The following is a 19,396-nucleotide window of genomic DNA, read 5'->3' as shown; positions in this document are numbered from 1 at the left end:
AGCGGAGCCTCTTCTGGTAGCTGGTTGTCTCGCGAGGACAAACCTGTCTACCTAAGGAGCTCCGCTGCTCCACGTTCAACACGCCCTTGACACCACACCAACTCCCCTAACTAACCGGCCTTGGGGTTAACCCCTCAGAGTGTGGGTTGCACCGCCGGATTCTCGGGGGGCAACCCACCGACTCAGGGGTCCACCCCTCACGCGGCACGCCGGGCGAAGGCACGCCGGATGCGGGCGGCGACTTCGGCCGGCCGGTTGAGATCAGCCCAGACGATCCGGACGACCTCGAGCCCGAGTGCCCGGAGACGGTCCTCGCGACGCTTCTCGCGGACGAGGATCTCCGCAGATCCCCCCGCGTACTTCACCAGACCGTCGAATTCGACGATGGTGCCCTGCTCCGGGAAAAAGAAGTCAACACGGCCGATGAAACCCTCGGCGTCATCGAATTCCACCTGAAGCAGGGGCGCCGGAAGCCCTTGATTGTGCAGCAGAACCCGCAATCTCGACTCCCCGACGGACTCTGACGACTTGTCGGCGAACGCGAGAGCCGCCTTGGCCGTGGTGCTTCCCGGCCAGAACTCGATCCTGGCCGGCGTCAGCAGTGCCTCAGGCTCGATCGGATGATCCCGTAGGACGGCATCCGCGCTCACCACGGCGGCCTCGAATGACGTCGTACAGGCTGTTTCGACGAGCGCCCGCGACACTGTTGTCACTGTCAGACCGTCGACCTGCGTCAGGTCCGTGATCTCGTACCGGCCCCGGTGATGACGCACCCCAGCGACTGGCCCACCACGACGTCCGTCCAGGCGACTGACCTGTACTTCGGCCAAATCGACTCCCCACAGCGGTACCCGGTGAAGGACGAGAGCTGTTTGGTGGCTGAGGGCTATTGCTCCCGGAGCGTTCGAGTTCGCTACTGCGAAGGCCAGCCGGCGATGCAGCCACGTCTCCCGATCCCAGGGGGCCAGGTGACTCAGTTCAGCCCGTTCGGCGTACTGCCCGTAGCGGACCTTCTCCCAACGGCCGGCGGCAAGACGTTCGCGCAACTGCTGATGGGTATAGCCGCAACTGAAAGCCTGACTGCGACTGAACACGCCGCCCTGCTTGACCGCAACCAACTTCAGCAAGGGATTCACCACTCCAGGATCGCCGCTCCCCACCCCCGCCGCAGCCCGTCCTCCGCGCCCTGTGGATAACCTTCCGAGGGGTTAACCCCGCAGAGTGTGGGTTGCCCCCCGAGATTCTCGACAGGCAACCCACACTCTGAGGGGTTAACCCCCGAGAGGACGCGAGACAGGCGGGGTGGGCTAGGTGTTGAGGTAGGCGAGTTGGGCTTGGACTGAGCGTTTGGCGGCTGGCCAGAGGGTGGGGTTTACGTCGGCGTAGACGTGTTCGACGATTGCCTGGGGAGTGGTGTGGCCGTCGGCTAGCGCGGTACGGACCTGGTCTAGGCGGTCCTTGCGGTGTTTGAGGTAGTAGGTGAGTGCGGCGCCGGGGTTGTCGATGACTGGGCCGTGGCCGGGTAGGAGGCGCTGGACGCCGGCTGGGGAGTTGGCGAAGGCTCGGAGGCTTTCGAGTGAGTCCAGGTAGGGGCCGAGGGCGCCGTCGGGGTGGGCGACTACCGAGGTGCCGCGGCCGAGGACGGTGTCGCCGGTCAGGAGTGAGCCGTCCTGTGGGAGCCAGAAGCAGACCGAGTCCATCGTGTGGCCGGGGGTCGGCAGTACTTCGATCCGCAGCTCGCCCGAGGTGATCACGTCCCCCTCGGAGAGCCCGTGGGCGTGGTCGGTCGGGATCCGGAAGGCCGGGTCGACCGAACGCACCGGGCAGTTGGCCTGCGAGGCGAACCACGCAGCACCCTCCGAGTGGTCGAAGTGCCCGTGTGTCAGCAGCACTGTCGAGACACGGCACCCGTACTCCGCGACTGCGTCGAGCACTGCGCGCAGGTGTGGCTCCAGCATCGGTCCTGGGTCGACCACGACGGCAGTGTCGGCGTCAGGCGCGCGGAGGATCCACGTATTGGTGCCCTCGAGCGTCATCGGGCCGGGGTTCGCCGCGAGCACCCGCGACGCGTAGTCGGTGACCTGCTCGGCTGTCATGTCATCTCCAGGTAGGCCTGGTCGTTCTCCACCCGCACGGTCGGCTGGATCGGGCGGATCTCGCGGTCGGCCGCCGCGGCCAGTGCGTCGGCGACAGTGTCGTACGGGATCATGTCCCGGCAGCACAGGTAAGTGGGCGGCAGCATGAGGGTGTCGCCGGCCTCCACCGCGCGGACCGCATCGGCAGGGGACATCCACGCGACCTGGTCGGATTCGCTGGTCACATCGCGGGTGACCTGGCCGACCGGGAGCGCTGCCACGAAGAAGCGGGTGTCGTAGCGACGGGGCTCGAACTCGGGGGTGATCCAGTGCGCCCACGCGCCGAGCAGGTCAGCGCGTAGTACCAGGCCTCGGCCGTGCAGAAACGAAGCGAACCCGAGCTCCCGCGACTCCAGCGCGACCCGGTCGGCCTCCCAGTCGTCACCGCTGGTGTCGCTGACCACCGACTCGGCATCAGGCCCAGCCAGCAGAACCCCGGACTCCTCGAAGGTCTCCCGTACTGCGGCCGCCACGTACGCCGCAGCCGTCTCGGCCGAGCACCCGAGCCGCTCTCCGAACCACTCCGGCGACGGCCCGGACCACGAGTCGGCAATGGACGAGTCGGTCGCATCAACTCGTCCACCGGGGAAGACAGTCATCCCAGCCGCGAACGCCATCGACTGCTGCCGCCGGAGCAGGTAGACCTCGGGCCCGGCCGCGGTGTCGCGCAGCAGGATCACGGTCGACGCTGGGCGCGACTCGACCGGCGTACGGCGCTCTCGTAGGAACGAGAGCGCCTCAGCCGCCATCCGGCCGGACATGAGCTGCGACTTCAGATCCCGGACCATCGGAGACCGACCGTCAGCCGACCTCGACGATGAGCTCTACCTCTACCGGGGCGTCCAGCGGGAGAACCGGTACGCCGACGGCGGAGCGGGCGTGCTGGCCGATCTCGCCGAAGACCTGGCCGAAGAGCTCGGAGGCCCCGTTGGCGACCTGCGGTTGGCCGGTGAAGTCGGGGGTGGAGGCGATGAACGCGACGGCCTTGACGATCCGCTTGATGTTCGCCAGGTCGCCGATCTCCGCCTTGACCGCGGCCAGCGCGTTCAGCGCGCACTGCTGGGCGCACTCGGCGGCCACCTCGGCGCTGACGTCGCCGCCAACCTTGCCGGTGGCGATCAGGGCGCCCTCGCGCAGCGGCAGCTGGCCGGACGTGTAGACGAGGTTGCCGGTCCGCACGGCCGGTACGTAGGCAGCGACCGGCTTGGCGACCTCGGGCAGCTTCAGACCGAGCTCGGCCAGCTTCTCCTCCGGGTGGCTCATGACTGGGTGATCTCCCGCTTCAGGTAGGCGACCAGGTTCTCCGGGTTCAGGCCCGGGACGACCTGGACCAGCTCCCAGCCGTCCTGGCCCCAGCTGTCGAGGATCTCCTTTGTCGCGTGGACAAGGAGCGGCACGGTGGAGTACTCGAACTTCTTCATGAGGTGGACTCTAACGGGCCTGCTCCCCGGAGTGCTGTGGCCCACGACCTAGTCTGGGGATCATGGCGAGGCTGCATGTGGTCACCGGCAAGGGCGGGACCGGTAAGACGACGGTGGCTGCCGCCATGGCGCTCGCGCTCGCCGAGCAGGGCAAGCGGATCCTGCTCGTCGAGGTCGAGGGCCGCCAGGGGCTCGCCCAGCTCTTCGACGTACCGCCGCTCCCGTACGTCGAACGCCGGATCGCCGTCGGACCGGCCGGGGGCGAGGTCTACGCGCTCGCGGTGGACGCCGAGGCGGCCCTGCTGGAGTACCTCGACATGTACTACCACCTCGGCCGCGCCGGGAAGGCGCTGGACAAGATCGGCGCCGTCGACTTCGTCACCACGATCGCGCCGGGCCTGCGGGACGTCCTGCTCACCGGCAAGGTCTACGAGGCGACCAGGCGCAAGGCCCACGGGCGACTCGCGTACGACGCCGTAGTACTGGATGCGCCGCCGACCGGACGGGTCGGCCGGTTCCTCAACGTGAACCACGAGGTCGCCGGGCTCGCCAAGGTCGGCCCGATCCGCAACCAGGCGGACGCGATCATGGGCATGCTGCGCTCGGACGTCACCCGGATCCACCTCGTCACGCTGCTGGAGGAGATGCCCGTCCAGGAGACGCTGGACGCGGTCGAGCAGCTCGAGGCGCTCGACCTCAAGATCGGTTCGATCGTGGTGAACATGGTCCGGCACAGCCCCCTCGACGACGACGCGCTGGCCCTTGCGGTGAAGGAGAAACTCCCCGCCGCCGAGCTGACTCGCGGGCTCAAGGCGGCCGGTATCACCGCCACCAAGGAATTGACCGCCGCCCTCGCGCACGAGGCGCACGACCACGCCGTTCGAGTCGGGCTCGAGCGGGAGAACCGCGACCGAATCGATGCCCTGGGCAAGAAAGTGACGGAGCTGGCGTTGCTGCCCGACGGGATCGATCAAGGAGCCCTGTTCGACCTGGCCGAGGAGTTGCGGGCATGACGGCACTCGACCTCGATGCCCTGATCGATGATCCGGGCACCCGGATCATCGTGACGTGCGGATCCGGTGGCGTCGGCAAGACGACGACGGCGGCCGCGTTGGGCCTCAGGGCCGCCGAGCGCGGGCGGCAGGTCGTCGTTCTGACGATCGATCCGGCGCGCAGGCTGGCCCAGGCACTCGGCCTGACCGAGCTGGACAACACGCCGCGGGCGGTGGCGGAGGTCGACGACGCGAACGGCGGCCGGCTGGACGCGATGATGCTGGACATGAAGCGCACCTTCGACGAGGTGGTGCTCTCGCACGCCACCCCCGAGAAGGCCGAGCAGATCCTCGCGAACCCCTTCTACGTAGCGCTTTCCTCGTCCTTCGCCGGGACGCAGGAGTACATGGCGATGGAGAAGCTCGGCCAGCTGTACAAGCAGTCCGAGCGGACCGGCGAGTGGGATCTGATCATCGTGGACACGCCTCCTTCGCGCTCGGCGCTGGACTTCCTGGATGCCCCCGAGCGGCTGGCCTCGCTCCTCGAAGGGCGGTTCCTGCGACTCCTGCTGGCGCCCGCGCGCGGTCCGCTCCGGCTCATGTCGGCCGGGGTGAACCTGGCCATGTCGGTGATGAACAAGGTTCTCGGCGCGCAGGTGCTGACCGACGTACAGACCTTCGCGGCCGCCTTCGACACGCTCTTCGGTGGGTTCCGCGAGCGGGCCGAGAAGACGGTGGCGCTGCTGCGCGAGCCGCACACGGCGTTCCTGGTGGTGGCCGCTCCGCAGAACGACGCACTGCGCGAGGCGTCGTACTTCACCGAGCGACTGCGCGAGGAGAACATGCCGCTCGCCGGCGTCGTCCTCAACCGGGTGACGACCACCCACGTGCCCGAGGTGTCCGCCGGGCAGGCGCTGGCAGCAGCCGAGCGGCTGGAGTCCGACGAGAAATCACCGCTGACAGCCGCGGTACTACGCCTGCACGCCGACCGGATGCAGCAGGTGGTCAGCGACCGTAAACGTGCCGAGCGATTCCGCCGCGGCCACCGCTCGATCGCCACCGTCGACGTGCCCGCGCTGCCCGACGACGTCCACGACCTGGCCGGCCTGCGCACGATCGGCGATCTGCTGACCGCCTGAAGTCACCTTTTTCACCCTCAGCGAACGCCGCGAGGCCCCGGGAATGAGCAGGTGGGGGCGATGGTTGAGCCTGTCAGACTCAATCTTCAACAGAGGGTGTGACAGCGTGACTGAGACGTTGAATCTTCCTGTACTGCCGCTCGACGACGTCGTGGTCCTGCCGGGAATGGTCGTGCCGGTCCGGCTGGCCGACGCCGAGGCGCGCGCCGCCATCGATGCCGCACAGGCCTCCGGCGAGGACCAGGTACTCCTGGTGCCGCGCCTGGACGGAAAATATGCCAAGGCCGGGACGCTCGGCGAGATCGAGCAGATCGGCAGGTTGCCGGGCGGAGCCCAGGCAGCCGTCATCCGGGGTGTCGCCCGGGTCCAGATCGGCGCGGGGACCACTGGTCCCGGTGCGGCCCTTTGGGTCGGCGCGACGGTGCTGGACGAAACCACCGACGACAAGTCGGGCGAGCTCGCCCGCGACTACAAGGCCCTGGTCACCACCGTTCTGCAGCGTCGCGGAGCGTGGCAGGTGATCGACTCCGTCAAGCAGGTCGACGAGCCGGGCGAACTGTCCGACCTGGCCGGCTACGCGTCGTACCTGACCAACGAGCAGAAGAGCTGGCTGCTGGAGACGGCTGACGTCTCCGAGCGGCTGACGAAGCTGATCGGCTGGGTGAAGGACCACCTCGCCGAGCTCGAGGTCTCCGAGACGATCCAGAAGGACGTCCAGGAGGGGATGGAGAAGCAGCAGCGGGAGTTCCTGCTGCGCCAGCAGTTGGCCGCGGTCCGCAAGGAACTGGCCGAGCTGGACGGCAAGGCCGAGTCCGAGGAAGAGGACTACCGCGCCCGCGTTGAGGCCGCTGACCTGCCCGAGCACGTCCGCAAGGCCGCGCTCGCCGAAGTCGACAAGCTGGAACGTACGGCGGAGCAGTCCCCCGAGGTCGGCTGGATCCGGACCTGGCTGGACACGGTTCTCGAGCTTCCGTGGAACGAGCGGACCGAGGACGGCTACGACCTCCGCGAGGCCAGGGCGATCCTGGACGCGGACCACGCGGGCCTGGACGACGTCAAGGAGCGCATCACCGAGTACCTGGCCGTACGCCGCCGCAGGGCGGACCGCGGACTGGGTGTGGTCGGAGGACGCCGCAGCGGCGCAGTGCTGGCTCTAGTGGGTCCTCCTGGCGTGGGTAAGACCTCGCTGGGCGAGTCCGTGGCGCGTGCGATGGGCCGCAAGTTCGTCCGGGTAGCCCTAGGCGGCGTGCGGGACGAGGCCGAGATCCGCGGTCACCGCCGGACGTACGTCGGGGCACTGCCCGGGCGGATCGTCAGGGCGATCACCGAGGCGGGTTCGATGAACCCCGTCGTACTGCTGGACGAGATCGACAAGGTGGGTGCGGACTACCGGGGCGACCCGACAGCTGCCCTGCTGGAGGTCCTCGACCCGGCGCAGAACCACACCTTCCGGGACCACTACCTGGAGGTCGAGCTGGACCTGTCCGACGTGGTCTTCCTGGCCACGGCGAACGTGCTCGACTCGATCCCGGCACCGCTGCTCGACCGGATGGAGCTCGTCCAGCTGGACGGCTACACCGAGGACGAGAAGGTCACCATCGCCCGCGACCACCTGCTCCCGCGTCAGCTGGACCGGGCCGGTCTGTCGGTCGAAGAGGTCGCCATCGACGACTCAGCGCTGCGGTTGCTGGCCGGCGAGTACACCCGGGAGGCCGGCGTACGGCAGCTCGAGCGTTCTATCGCGCGGGTACTGCGGAAGGTGACGGCCAAGCTCGCCTTGGGCGAGGAGCTGGGGTCGCTGGCAATCGGCGCCGGGGAGCTGAAGGGCTACCTGGGGTCGCCGAAGTTCACGCCGGACTCGGCGGAGCGCACTGCGCTGCCGGGTGTGGCCACTGGACTGGCTGTCACGGGTGCCGGTGGTGACGTGCTCTTCATCGAGGCGTCGCTGGCGGACAAGGAGACCGGCCCGACCGGTCTCACGTTGACGGGGCAACTCGGCGACGTGATGAAGGAGTCGGCGCAGATCGCGTTGTCCTACCTGCGGTCGCACGGTGCGGAACTGGGGCTGCCGGTCGGCGATCTCGCGGAGCGGAACACCCACATCCACGTACCGGCGGGTGCGGTCCCGAAGGATGGACCGTCCGCAGGCGTCACGATGACGACGGCGCTCGCGTCGCTGCTGTCGGGACGGCCGGTACGGTCCGAGGTCGCGATGACCGGTGAGGTGTCGCTGACCGGGCGGGTACTGCCCATCGGTGGCGTGAAGCAGAAGCTGCTCGCCGCCCACCGGGCCGGACTGACCACGATCCTGATCCCGAAGCGCAACGAGCCGGATCTGGAAGATGTACCCGAATCGGTGCTGTCGGAGCTGACGGTTCACCCCGTGAGCGACGTCCGTGAGGTGCTGGAACTGGCACTGGAACCGGCTCAGGTGGACGCGCGGCAGTTCGCAGCCTGAGAACAGAACAGCCGGCGGGACCCGCCTTCACGGGGTCTCGCCGGCTGTTGCACGTCCAGCTATAGACGCCCTGAATCACGCTCAGGTTGACGTGACATAAAACACATTCGAGGAATTGGCGTGGCGCTGTGATCCCGTAGGCTCTAGTCCATGCGCGTAAGGGATAAGGACGATCGGGGCGTCGTCCAGTCAGTGGTTCTGTTCCTGGGAGTGAGCGTCCTCTCAGGCGCTTTGGCGGCCGGTCTGGCGATCCCGTTCGCGGGTCTGGCGGGCTTCGGCACCGAGAAAACAGCCGAAACCCTGCAAGACCTGCCACAGGAGCTGACAACCGTCCCGGAGACCCGGATCAGCCGGATCGTCGCCGCGGACGGCAAGACGGAGATCGCGAAGCTCTTCGAGCAGAACCGCACCCCGGTCAAGCTCGCCCAGATCGCCCCGATCATGCAGAAGGCGATCGTCTCGATCGAGGACGACCGCTTCTTCGAGCACGGCGCCCTGGACGCGAAGGGCACGCTCCGTGCGCTGATCCGCAACCAGAGCAGCGGTGGTGTGCAGCAGGGTGGTTCGAGCATCACCCAGCAGTTCGTGAAGCTGACCCTGGTCGAGAAGGCGAACGCGAGCGGCGACGAGCAGGCGATCAAGGACGCGACCGCCGACACCTACGAGCGCAAGATCGCCGAGCTGCGCTACGCGATCGCGATCGAGAAGCAGTTCTCCAAGAACGAGATCCTGGAGAAGTACCTGAACCTGGCCAACTTCGGCGACGGCTCCTACGGTGTCGAGGCCGCGGCCATGCACTACTTCCAGGTGCACGCCTCGAAGCTGAACGTGCAGCAGGCGGCGATGCTGGCCGGTCTGGTGAAGAACCCCACCGGCTACGACCCGACGAACAACGCCAAGGCCGCCAAGGACCGTCGCGACGTCGTGCTGAACCGGATGGCCGAGCTGAACGTCATCTCCGCCAAGCAGGCCAGGAACGCGGTCAAGACCCCGGTGCTCAGCGTCAAGCCCGTCAAGCCGCCGAACGGCTGCGCCAACTCGGCGTACCCGTTCTACTGCGAGTACGTGGTCTCGAAGCTGCTCGAGAACCCGGCCTTCGGCAAGACCGAGAAGGACCGCGAGCACTACATCAAGACGGCCGGGCTCACGATCCAGACCTCGCTGGACCCGAAGACCCAGGCGGCCGCGCAGAAGTCGGTCGACGAGCACTCGAAGCCGACCGACGACGCGATCGGCGCGATCACGATGGTCGAGCCGGGCACCGGCGCGGTGAAGGCGATGGTGCAGAGCCGGAAGTACGGCGGCGACCCGAAGAAGCATGAGACGTCGTACAACTACAACGTCGAGAAGTCCTACGACGGTGGTTACGGCGGCTTCCAGAACGGCTCGACGATGAAGGCCTTCACCATCGCCGCCGCGATCCAGAAGGGCGTCCCGCTCAACTGGAAGATCGAGTCCCCGCCTGTGCTCGACCTGAGTGGCGCCAAGTTCTCCACCTGCAGCGGCACCACCACAGCCGGGAAGGACTACCACCCGAAGAACTCGACGCCGGCCGGCGGCAACCTGACGATGGTCCAGGCCGCTCGCGCCTCTACCAACACCTACTTCCTGCAGCTGTCGGGACAGGTCGGCCTGTGCCCGATCGCCAAGGTCGCCGCCAGCGTGGGCCTGTACGACGCGCAGGACGGCAGCCCGCTCGACCAGGTGGTGTCGATGACGCTGGGCGTCGGGTATGTGACCCCGTTGATGATGGCCAACGCCTACGCGACCTTCGCTGCCCGCGGCAAGTACTGCACCCCGCTGCTGATCACCTCGGTGGTGAGCTACAACGGGAAGTCGCTCAGCACTCCCGGTCCGAGCTGCAAGCAGGTGCTGACGCCGGAGGTCGCGGACGGCGTCAACTACGTGCTGCACCAGGTGATGGAACCAGGCGGCACCGGTGGCACGCTGAAATTCGGCTCCACCGATCTGGCCGGCAAGACGGGAACCATCAACGAGGCAAAGGCTGTCTGGTTCGCGGGCTACTCGAACAAGATGGCCGCCGCCGCCGTGGTCGCCGACGCCGACCCGAAGTACGAAGGCCTGATCGGTCAGACCTTCGACGGAAGGACGATGGGCGACGCCTCGGGATCCGGCACCGCCGGACCGCTGTGGAAGACGGCGATGCAGGGCGCGTTGAAGGGTCTTCCGACCACCCGCTTCACCGCACCGACCAAGGAGACCCAGCGGGGCAACGTCGAGGACCTGCCGTACGTGAACGGCATGAACCCCGACGAGGCAGCCAACAAGCTGCGCTCGATGGGTTTCCAGGCCGAAATCGCCCCTGGCCAGGTCAACTCCGAAGAGACCCAGGGCACCGTCGCCTACCTCAACCCGCGTACCGAGGACGGCGCCCCCGAGGGGGCCAAGGTGACGATCTACGTCTCCAACGGCAGCAAGAACCAGCCCCCGAGCACCCCAGTGACTCCGGGCATCCCGACTCCCCCGGTCCCGCCGAACACCGGCAAACCGCGCGGGGGCGGCGGCATACCTTGCCCACCGTGGAACCCGAAGTACCCGAACTGCGGTACTCGTTAGCTCGACCCGAGGGGGCGCACCGAAAGGTGCGCCCCTAGGCGCCGAGTTGGCGTTTGACCTCGGCGGAGACGGTGCCGCCGTCGGCCTTGCCCTTGACCTTGGGCTGGAGGGCGCCCATCACCTTGCCGATACCGCGCGGGCCGAGGTCGGCGGCGCCGGTGGTGGCGATCGCCTCGGTGACCAGGGCGGTGATCTCCTCGAGGGTGAGCTGCTCGGGCAGGTACTCGGCCAGGATGTCCGCCTCGGCCTGCTCCTTGACCGCCAGCTCCTCGCGACCGGCGTCCCGGTACGCCGTGACCGACTCGCGGCGCTTCTTCGCCTCGGCGGTGAGCACCTCGAGGACCTCCGGGTCGGACAGCTCGCGGGCCTCCTTGCCGGCCACCTCCTGCTTGGTCACGGCCGTGAGCGCCATCCGCAGTACCGACTTGCGGAGCTCGTCGCGCGCTTTGAGGGCGGCGGTCATGTCGTCATGCAGGCGCTGCTTCATCTCGGAGTTGGACATGCTGACGATTGTGGCAGGCTGGACTAATGAGTTTCCGGGGGCTTGCCACAACGACGCTGAAGTCTGCTGCTGTCGTCACCGGCGTGGGTGCTGCCTGCGTTGCGTACGCGGCGGCTATCGAGGTGCGCTGGTTCACGCTGCGCAGGGTGACCGTGCCGGTGCTGCCGGTGGGCGCGGCGCCGATCAAGGTGCTGCACCTGTCCGACCTGCATCTGATGCCGGCCCAGGAGAAGAAGATCCGCTGGGTCAACGACCTGGCCCGGCTCGGACCGGACCTGATCGTGAACACCGGCGACAACATCTCCCACCCCGAGTCGGTACTACCGCTGCTGCGCGCGTACGGCGCGCTGCTCGACGTACCGGGCGTCTTCGTCTTCGGCTCGAACGACTACTGGAAGCCGCACTTCAAGAACCCGGCGAAGTACTTGCTGCCGGCCAACAAACAGCGCCACAAGCCGCACGGCCCGGACCTGCCCTACGAGGAGATGCGGTCGTCCTTCACCGCGGCCGGCTGGGCCGACCTCAACAACGCGCGCACCAGCCTCAAGGTGAACGGCCTGCGCCTCGACTTCGCCGGTACCGACGACCCGCACATCAGACGCGACCGGTACGCCGAGGTCGCGGGCGAGGTGGATCCGGCGGCCGACCTGTCGATCGGCGTGACGCACGCGCCGTACCAGCGGGTGCTGAACGGGTTCGTGGGCGACGGGTATCCGCTGGTGCTGGCCGGGCACACGCACGGCGGTCAGCTGGCGGTGCCCTTCTACGGCGCCCTGGTGACCAACTGCGACCTCGACGCGTCCCGGGTGAAGGGTTTGACCACCTGGGGCTACGAAGGCCGTCAGGCGGCGCTGCACGTCTCGGCCGGGTTAGGCACCTCGCCATACGCTCCAGTGCGCTTCGCCTGCCGCCCGGAAGCGACCTTGATCACGCTCGTCCCGAAGGCTCTTCAGAGTGCTCCCGCGGCTGCCGGATAACCCGATTTCGTCTTGGCCGTAGGCGCATGTAAGCTAACGCCGACTTCGGGCTGTGGCGCAGCTTGGTAGCGCGCGTCGTTCGGGACGACGAGGTCGCAGGTTCAAATCCTGTCAGCCCGACAGAAGAAGGCGGTGGCTCCCCGGAGCCACCGCCTTCAGTCATTTCAAACCACCTGCGGTCGCTGCCGCGCTGGATGGCGGTTGAGCGGATAGCCTGCGGCAATGAGTGACGACGAGCCGGAGGCCGGCGGGGGGCGGTTCGATGCGCCGCCGTTGCCGGCGGTGCTGATTCTTGCTGTGATCGGGTTGCTGGCCGGGTTCGTCACTGTCGCGCTGGTGTGGTTGAGCGAGCAGGGCTGTGATCGCGTGCGGGACTCACCCAACTGCGGCGCGGCCGGGTTCCCGTTGCTGGTGCTCGCCGTGGTGATCACGACCGTGCTCGGCGCGCTGGCGCTGAGCCGGCTCGCGATGCCACATCCGAAGCTGGTCGCGTTCCTCGGGGTCGGCTTCATGCTGCTGATCGTGCTCGCGTTCTTGTCGAGCGACCTGTTCTCCACCTGGACGCTGGTGATCGTCCCGGTACTCACCGCCATCACCTTCCTCATCGCAAACCTGATCGCCGGACGGTTGGAGCGAGCCGATGCCTGAACTCCCCCGCTACCCCTGCCACCGCACCACCCCACTCCCCCTCGACGGCACGCTGACCCACCCCGCCTGGGAGCAGGCGCCGTGGACCGGCGACTTCGTCGACATCAGCGGCCCCGGCGCCACCACACCGAGGCTCCGGACCAGGGCCAAGCTGCTGTACGACGACCAGTACCTGTACGTCGGCGGCCAGCTGGAAGAGCCGCACGTCTGGTCGACCATGACCGAGCCGAACACCTGGCTGTACGAGGAGAACAACTTCGAGATCTTCCTCGACCCGGACGGCGACGGCGAGAACTACTACGAGTTCGAGATCAACCCGCTCGGCACCATCTGGGAGCTCTCCCTCCCCAAGCCGTACTCCGAGGGCGGCGTCCCCGTCGACCCGGACAACCTGCCCGGCCTGCGCACCGCTCTGCACATCGACGGCACGCTGAACGACCCGGCCGACACCGACACCGGGTGGACGGTCGAGATCGCCTTGCCCTGGGCGGATCTGGCGAAGTACAACACCAACCAGACCCCGCCCGCCCCCGGCGACGAGTGGCGGATGAACCTGATGCGGGTCGAGTGGGACCACGAGGTGGCCGGCGGCGAGTACCGCACGGGCAAGGAGCAGGACTTCTGGGTCTGGTCACCGCAGTACGAGGTGGACATGCACAAGCCCAGCCAGTGGGGCGTACTTCGGTTCGAATGAACTCTGGTCGCGGCGCCGGGCCGGTGCCAAACTGCCAGTGACGGCTGTTGCCGGCTGGGGGCGGATTGGTGACGGCCCACGCTGCGACAACAGGGGGAGTCATGAGTGTTACCGATCCAGTGGACACGTCCGAGCTGACGGAGGTGCTGGACGAGTCGACGCTGCCGCCGTTGGCCGATTCGCCCGGCTTGCAGGCCGACAATCCGGACCTGGACGATCCGGCCAGCGCGGCGCCGTTCCCGGACCCGATCGAGGACAACGAACCGCTCGGGCCCGACGAAGAGCCCGGAACGGTGGGTGAGTGAGATGGCCGTCCGGATGGGCAAGGCCGCGGTGGACTTCGCCGCCGCACAGGCCGCCCACGCGACCAGGGACTGGACCGGGATCTGCTTGATCTTCGTCCGGACGTGTTTCAACGTCGGGCCGGCCGCCCTGACCGCGGCCCTCGGGTACAAGGCGGCGCAGTTCAAGCACGGCACGGCCGGTACGCCGCCGCTCGGGGTGCCGTTGTGGTGGACCGGCGGGGACGCCGGGCACGTCGCGATCAGCACCGGCGACGGGAGTTGCTTCAGCAGCGACATCCTGCGGCCGGGCAAGGTCGACAAGGTGCCGATCTCGAAGATCGCCCGGCAGTGGGGCAAGGTCTACAAGGGCTGGAGCGAGGACGTCAACGGGGTCCGGATCTGGCGTCCGGGCGCTGTTGCCACGCTGCCCGCGGTCGACCTGAGCAACATCCGCGAAGCGGCCGTCCAGGACCAGTTCCGGCCGGCCGGTTCGGGGCTGCACGAGCACGACATCATCATCGTCGAACGCGCGCTGCTCAAGCAGGGCCTGAAGGATCCGATGAACGTCGACGGCTTCGCCGGAAAGGACTTCCGCAAGGCCTACGCGCTGTGGCAGAAGGCGACCGTACCGCCGCCATTCGACGGGATCCCCGGGATGAAGAGCCTGCAACTACTCGGCAAGCGGCGCGGCTTCCGGGTGATCAACTGATCACCCAAGACTGGTAGGCCGACCCCGCCCCGGGTATGTGCCCGGGGCGAGGTGACAATGAGTCATATGGAGTTGCCGTGCGACGACGAGCGGCATGGCAGGCTGCGGAAGGTGATCGCCTGGAGCTGGAACCAGCTGCCGCCGGTCGAGCGCGTCATCGCCGCCCGGCTCGCCGGTTTCTCCGGCGGCGCGACCGCGGAGTCGGTGGCAGCCGTCCTCGACCTGCCGCGTCCGATCGCGGCCCGGCTGCTCGACGCGCTGACCGAGCGCTCCCTCCTCACGTTGAGCAGCGGCCGGTACCGGATGCCTGAGACGATTCGCGCGTACGCCGGTGAGCAACTCACCTCGGCGGAGGCGGACGACTTGCGCGCCCGGCACGCGGCGTACCTGCTGAAGCTGGTGCAGCAGGCCGACCAGCATCTGCGCGGGCCCGATCAGTTGCACTGGGCAACATTGCTGCGCAGGGAGAGCGACAACCTCCACGCAGCGATCAGCTGGGCGACAGACCACGACCAACGACTCGCCCTCAACCTGGTCGCCGGCCTCTCGACGTACTGGTGGATGCACGGCCTCCGGGGCGAGGCGGCGAGTGCGGCACGCGGCCTGCTCGCAGTGCTCGGGCCAGTGGTGCCCGACGGGCTCGCCGAGGAGTACCTGCTCGCTGTACTTCACACGGCCAGCTCTGGTCGAGCAGAGGGCATCGCGGAGGCCCGTGTCATCGTCGAGGAGCTGGACGAGACGTTCCGCCACCCCGTGACGGTGCTGCTCTGGTCGGTCGTCCTCGGGCCGTTCGTGCCACCGGAGCTCGTCTCCGAAGTACTGGACCGCAATGAGCTCAGTACTGACCCTTGGACGCTGGCTGCGCTCCAGCTCTGTGCTACCTACCCCGGCTTGACGGAGGCCCAGGCCGCCGGCTCCGACGCGAACCTTCAGTCCGCACTCGCGCAGTTCCAGCTGGTCGGCGACCGCTGGGGCAGCTCGCTGGCGCTGAATGCGCTGGCCGAGGCGGCCGCCTCGTCGGGCCGGCTCGAGCGCTCCGCCGAGCTGATCGGTCAAGCCTTGTCCATCGCCGACGAGCTGGGCTCCGACGAGGAGGCAGCACTGCTGCTGTGCCGCCGCGGCGACCTCCGCCTGAGACTGCGTAAGGTCCACCCGGCCAGCGAGGACTACCGCCAAGCACTGGTCCGCGCGAAACGCGCCGGCGTCCCCTACGCCTCCGCAGCCGCCCGGATCGGTCTGGCCAAGTCCGCGCGGTACGGCGGAGACCTGGCGAAGGCACAGGAGCTGGCACTGCTGGCGCTGGCGCACTGCCCAGAGGACTGGGACGAGGCTGAGCTGGCGATGACGGAGGCGCTGGCCGAGCTGGCTGCGATCGCAGCCGCCGCGGGACGGCCGGACGAAGCACACGCCTGGCGCCTCAAAGCCGGCCTGGCGCCCGAGCAGTACCGCCCAGCAGGCCGGTAGCCGGTCGCCCATGTGGCTCTAGCCACAGGGTGTGAGCCTCGCCGGATGGCTGGCTGCTGGTTAGAGTCGAGCGACACCGACCTGCAATGGAGCAGCCTGATGGACAAGACGTACGACTCGCCGCAGGCCGCGGTCGACGACATCGGCGACGGCGCGAGCCTCGCGGTCGGCGGCTTCGGACTGTGCGGCAATCCGATGCAGCTGATCAGCGCGATCCACGCGAGCGGCGTGAGCGGGCTCAGCGTCGTCTCGAACAACTGTGGCGTCGACGACTGGGGGCTGGGAATCCTGCTCGCCGACAAGCGGATCGCCAAGATGACCTCGTCGTACGTCGGGGAGAACAAGGAGTTCGCCCGGCAGTTCCTGTCCGGCGAGCTGGAGGTCGAGCTGACCCCGCAGGGCACGCTGGCCGAGAAGCTCCGGGCCGGTGGTTGCGGGATCGCCGCGTTCTTCACCCTGGCCGGCGTCGGGACTCAGGTGGCCGACGGCGGGCTTCCGCAGAAATACAACACCGACGGTTCGGTGGCGAAGGCTTCGGAGCCGAAGGAGACGCGCGAGATCGGCGGTACGACGTACGTGCTGGAGGAGTCGATCACGACGGACTTCGGGCTCGTGCACGCGCTGAAGGGCGACACCCACGGCAACCTGGTCTTCGACCGGAGCGCGCGCAACTTCAACCCGCTCGCCGCGATGGCCGGGAAGATCACCATCGCGACGGTCGAGGAACTGGTCCAGCCTGGTGAGCTGGACCCCGACGAGATCCACCTGCCCGGCGTCTACGTCCAGCGAGTGGTTGCTGTCGGCAAGGACATCGAGAAGCGCATCGAAAAGCGGACCGTACAGCCCAAGGAGGCCTGAGCATGGCACTCACCCGTGAGCAGATGGCCGCCCGCGCCGCGTCGGAGCTGGAGGACGGCTCATACGTGAACCTCGGCATCGGGCTGCCGACGCTGGTACCGAACTACATCCCCGAGGGCGTCACCGTCGTCCTGCAGAGCGAGAACGGCATCCTCGGCGTCGGCCCGTACCCGGTCGAGGGCGACGAGGACCCGGACCTGATCAACGCCGGCAAGGAGACCGTCACGACGTTGCCGGGGGCATCCTTCTTCGACTCGTCGCTGTCCTTCGGGATGATCCGCGGCGGCGCGATCGACGCGGCCATCCTCGGCGCGATGCAGGTCTCGGCCACCGGCGACCTGGCCAACTGGATGATCCCGGGCAAGATGGTCAAGGGCATGGGCGGCGCGATGGACCTCGTGCACGGCGCGAAGAAGGTGATCGTGCTGATGGAGCACGTCGCCAAGGACGGTTCGCACAAGATCCTCCAGGAGTGCGACCTGCCGTACACCGGCCGGGGCGTGGTCAACCGGATCATCACCGACCTCGCGGTCCTCGATATCACCGACGACGGGTTGCAACTGGTCGAGCTGGCCGAGGACGTCACCTTCGACGAGCTCCAGGACAAGACCGGCGCGCCCATCAAGCAGTGAGTCCCCGGCCACGGAATGGATTCCCCCGTACGGCGGTTGGTGCTGGTTAACCGCAGTACGGGGCCATTTTCTGGAGGAACGACTTGAGCAACGCCGACACAGTCATCGCCGCGCTACGTACCAGCTATGACGGGCTCGCGGACCTGGTGAAGAAGTTCGACGACGATGCTCTGGCGGGGCCGTCGGCCGCGACCGAGTGGGACATCGCGCAGGTGCTGAGCCACCTGGGCAGCGGCGCCGAGATCATGTATGCCACCGTTCAGGCGGCGCTCGACGGCAAGCCAGGCCCCGACGGCGACTTCAACCAGTCCGTCTGGGGCCGCTGGAACGCGGCCTCCCGGCGGGAGCAGGCCGACGGCTTCCTCGAGCAGAACGAGAAGCTCACCGCGCTCTTCGAGTCATTGGACGCCGGCCAGCGCGAGAACCTCCGCCTCGACCTGAGCTACGTCCCCGAACCGGTCGACGTGGCGACTATCAGCCGGGGCCGCCTCAGCGAGTTCAGCCTGCACTCGTGGGACGTGCGGAGCGCCATCGACCCTCAGGCCACTCTCGACCCCCAAGCTGTCCCTGAGCTGCTCCAGAGCTCCGGCGACCTGCTGGCCTGGATCACGAAGCCGGCTGCCCTGAACGGCCAGTCCACCGATCTGGCGGTCACCACGACGGAGCCGGCCACCGAGCTCACCCTGCACCTGACTGAGCCGGTCAGCATCGACCTCGCCCCCGCCGACAAGCCCGACGGCACGCTGAGCCTCCCCAGCGAAACCTGGCTCCGCCTGGTCTCTGGCCGTCTCGACCCGGCCGGCGACAGCGCGGTCGAACTGACCGGTCCGGTCACTCTGGAGACCCTGCGCCAGGTCTTCCCCGGCTACTGATCCGGGACCGTGGGCCGCACGGGGCGGCGGCGAAGAGTGGTCGTTCGATGACCATGCGTCGACCGCCCCGCCTGAGCACTGTCGCCGACAGTCCCAGATGGCTACCCTTCACGCCTGCCGCTTGAGCGGCTCGGTGAGGATGGAACGTATGGACTTGGACGTGTTCGTGATCGGCGGCGTGGGGATCGACACCATCGTGCGCGTACCCGCGCTGCCGCTACCCGGCCAGGAGACCATTCCCGTCCAGCCCATCGAGCAGTACGTCGGCCACACCGGTCACGGAGTGGTGATCGGCTGTCACCGGTTGGGGCTGCATCCCGGCCTCGCGGATGTGATCGGCGACGACCCCGAGGGCCGGCGGATCCGCGCGACATACAAGGAGCTCGGCCTGCCGCTCGCAGTCGCTCTCCACCCCAGCGGCACGCGTCGCAGCGTCAATCTCGTATCACCGGACGGCACCCGCGTCTCCCTGTACGACGGGCGCCACCCGCCCGGTATGCGCGTCGATCCCAACCTCTGGCGCGGGCGGGTCGAGCGCGCCAGGCACGTGCACATGTCGATCATGGATTTCGCCCGTCGTGCGCTTCCCGACGTACTGGCCGCTGACTGCACGTTGTCGACGGACCTGCACGACTGGGACGGCGAGAACGAGTACCACCGGGACTTCGCGCAGTGCGCAGACGTCGTGTTCGTGTCGACCACTGCGCTGGGCGAGAAGGCCGTCGACTGGATCTTCGCGAGCGGCCGGGCGCGGGTCGTGATCGCGATGGCCGGCGCCGACGGGAGCTACCTGCACGTCCGTGGCGAGAAGCCTGTGCACCTCCCGGCCGCCAAGATCCCGGACCGCCCGGTGGTCGACACGAACGGAGCCGGCGACGCCTACGTGGCCGCCTTCCTGACCACGTGGCTGGACGGCCGCTCGTACTACGAAGCCGCCGAAGCGGGCACCATCGCGGGAGCCTGGGCGTGCGGCTCGCCTGGCACGCATACCGACCTGATCACCGCTGAACAGTTGATGCTGCTCAGCCGGTAGC

20 protein-coding genes and 1 tRNA gene are annotated in these 19,396 nt (G+C 68.1%); 15 read left to right on the top strand and 6 right to left on the bottom strand.

The annotated features are described in order from the left end of the window. Nucleotides 1–197: 197 nt before the first annotated feature. The 5 genes from G3I17_RS28225 to G3I17_RS40050 form a co-directional block, all read right to left on the bottom strand. The gene (locus G3I17_RS28225; RefSeq protein ID WP_164600635.1) at nucleotides 198–1,136 is read right to left on the bottom strand and encodes a type IV toxin-antitoxin system AbiEi family antitoxin domain-containing protein; all 939 of its coding nucleotides are present in this window, start codon (nucleotides 1,134–1,136) and stop codon (nucleotides 198–200) included. 171 nt (nucleotides 1,137–1,307) lie between these two features. Continuing rightward, entirely contained in the window at nucleotides 1,308–2,096 is a 789-nt protein-coding gene (locus G3I17_RS28220) for an MBL fold metallo-hydrolase (protein WP_164600634.1), read from the bottom strand. Then, nucleotides 2,093–2,923 carry an NUDIX domain-containing protein gene (locus G3I17_RS28215; protein WP_164600633.1) on the bottom strand — a complete coding sequence of 277 codons (831 nt, stop codon included), beginning with the start codon at nucleotides 2,921–2,923 and terminating at the stop codon, nucleotides 2,093–2,095. The genes G3I17_RS28220 and G3I17_RS28215 overlap by 4 nt, the downstream gene beginning before the upstream one ends. A gap of 13 nt (nucleotides 2,924–2,936) precedes the next feature. Beyond that, nucleotides 2,937–3,398 carry a RidA family protein gene (locus G3I17_RS28210; RefSeq protein WP_164600632.1) on the bottom strand — a complete coding sequence of 154 codons (462 nt, stop codon included), beginning with the start codon at nucleotides 3,396–3,398 and terminating at the stop codon, nucleotides 2,937–2,939. After that, entirely contained in the window at nucleotides 3,395–3,556 is a 162-nt protein-coding gene (locus G3I17_RS40050) for a DUF4177 domain-containing protein (protein ID WP_203590847.1), read from the bottom strand. The genes G3I17_RS28210 and G3I17_RS40050 overlap by 4 nt, the downstream gene beginning before the upstream one ends. A 62-nt stretch (nucleotides 3,557–3,618) precedes the next feature. Here G3I17_RS40050 and G3I17_RS28205 point away from each other — a divergent pair, with 62 nt between their 5' ends. The 4 genes from G3I17_RS28205 (at nucleotide 3,619) to G3I17_RS28190 (ending at nucleotide 10,722) form a co-directional block, all read left to right on the top strand. Beyond that, entirely contained in the window at nucleotides 3,619–4,569 is a 951-nt protein-coding gene (locus G3I17_RS28205) for an ArsA-related P-loop ATPase (RefSeq protein WP_164600631.1), read from the top strand. Continuing rightward, nucleotides 4,566–5,687, top strand: coding sequence for an ArsA family ATPase (locus G3I17_RS28200; protein ID WP_164600630.1), 1,122 nt, complete (start codon nucleotides 4,566–4,568; stop codon nucleotides 5,685–5,687). Before G3I17_RS28205 ends, G3I17_RS28200 begins: the two co-directional genes overlap by 4 nt. 43 nt (nucleotides 5,688–5,730) lie before the next feature. Next, nucleotides 5,731–8,145 carry an endopeptidase La gene (gene lon, locus G3I17_RS28195; protein ID WP_203590846.1) on the top strand — a complete coding sequence of 805 codons (2,415 nt, stop codon included), beginning with the start codon at nucleotides 5,731–5,733 and terminating at the stop codon, nucleotides 8,143–8,145. A gap of 150 nt (nucleotides 8,146–8,295) precedes the next feature. Continuing rightward, nucleotides 8,296–10,722, top strand: a complete 2,427-nt coding sequence (locus G3I17_RS28190) for a transglycosylase domain-containing protein (RefSeq protein WP_164600628.1) — start codon at nucleotides 8,296–8,298, stop codon at nucleotides 10,720–10,722. A 34-nt stretch (nucleotides 10,723–10,756) separates the two neighbouring features. Here G3I17_RS28190 and G3I17_RS28185 read toward each other — a convergent pair whose 3' ends face one another. Beyond that, on the bottom strand, nucleotides 10,757–11,224 hold the full coding sequence (locus tag G3I17_RS28185) for a GatB/YqeY domain-containing protein (RefSeq protein ID WP_164600627.1): 468 nt from the start codon (nucleotides 11,222–11,224) through the stop codon (nucleotides 10,757–10,759). A gap of 26 nt (nucleotides 11,225–11,250) precedes the next feature. On the opposite strand from G3I17_RS28185, the gene G3I17_RS28180 reads away from it, so the two are divergent. From G3I17_RS28180 to G3I17_RS28130, 11 genes are all read left to right on the top strand, one after another. Beyond that, the gene (locus G3I17_RS28180; protein WP_164600626.1) at nucleotides 11,251–12,201 is read left to right on the top strand and encodes a metallophosphoesterase; all 951 of its coding nucleotides are present in this window, start codon (nucleotides 11,251–11,253) and stop codon (nucleotides 12,199–12,201) included. 46 nt (nucleotides 12,202–12,247) lie between these two features. Next, nucleotides 12,248–12,321 (top strand) — tRNA-Pro (locus G3I17_RS28175). A gap of 102 nt (nucleotides 12,322–12,423) precedes the next feature. Continuing rightward, nucleotides 12,424–12,849: a hypothetical protein gene (locus G3I17_RS28170; RefSeq protein WP_203590845.1), complete on the top strand. Its 426-nt coding sequence runs from the start codon at nucleotides 12,424–12,426 to the stop codon at nucleotides 12,847–12,849. Next, nucleotides 12,842–13,543, top strand: a complete 702-nt coding sequence (locus G3I17_RS28165) for a carbohydrate-binding family 9-like protein (RefSeq protein ID WP_164600625.1) — start codon at nucleotides 12,842–12,844, stop codon at nucleotides 13,541–13,543. Before G3I17_RS28170 ends, G3I17_RS28165 begins: the two co-directional genes overlap by 8 nt. 101 nt (nucleotides 13,544–13,644) lie before the next feature. Further along, nucleotides 13,645–13,848, top strand: coding sequence for a hypothetical protein (locus G3I17_RS28160; RefSeq protein ID WP_164600624.1), 204 nt, complete (start codon nucleotides 13,645–13,647; stop codon nucleotides 13,846–13,848). Continuing rightward, nucleotides 13,841–14,536, top strand: a complete 696-nt coding sequence (locus G3I17_RS28155; protein ID WP_164600623.1) for a hypothetical protein — start codon at nucleotides 13,841–13,843, stop codon at nucleotides 14,534–14,536. The genes G3I17_RS28160 and G3I17_RS28155 overlap by 8 nt, the downstream gene beginning before the upstream one ends. Before the next feature lie 66 nt (nucleotides 14,537–14,602). After that, the gene (locus G3I17_RS28150; protein WP_164600622.1) at nucleotides 14,603–16,000 is read left to right on the top strand and encodes a hypothetical protein; all 1,398 of its coding nucleotides are present in this window, start codon (nucleotides 14,603–14,605) and stop codon (nucleotides 15,998–16,000) included. Nucleotides 16,001–16,099: 99 nt separating this feature from the next. Further along, entirely contained in the window at nucleotides 16,100–16,858 is a 759-nt protein-coding gene (locus tag G3I17_RS28145) for a CoA transferase subunit A (RefSeq protein ID WP_164600621.1), read from the top strand. A gap of 2 nt (nucleotides 16,859–16,860) precedes the next feature. Further along, the gene (locus G3I17_RS28140) at nucleotides 16,861–17,490 is read left to right on the top strand and encodes a CoA transferase subunit B (protein WP_164600620.1); all 630 of its coding nucleotides are present in this window, start codon (nucleotides 16,861–16,863) and stop codon (nucleotides 17,488–17,490) included. A gap of 83 nt (nucleotides 17,491–17,573) precedes the next feature. Next, nucleotides 17,574–18,362 (top strand): maleylpyruvate isomerase family mycothiol-dependent enzyme, encoded by a 789-nt coding sequence (locus G3I17_RS28135; protein ID WP_164600619.1) that lies wholly within the window; start codon nucleotides 17,574–17,576, stop codon nucleotides 18,360–18,362. Nucleotides 18,363–18,510: 148 nt separating this feature from the next. Beyond that, nucleotides 18,511–19,395, top strand: a complete 885-nt coding sequence (locus G3I17_RS28130; protein ID WP_164600618.1) for a carbohydrate kinase family protein — start codon at nucleotides 18,511–18,513, stop codon at nucleotides 19,393–19,395. Nucleotide 19,396 lies beyond the last annotated feature (1 nt).

Source organism: Streptomyces sp. SID13031 (assembly GCF_010548305.1).
Classification (GTDB): domain Bacteria; phylum Actinomycetota; class Actinomycetes; order Propionibacteriales; family Kribbellaceae; genus Kribbella.
This window is presented reverse-complemented; position numbering and strand designations above follow the sequence as displayed.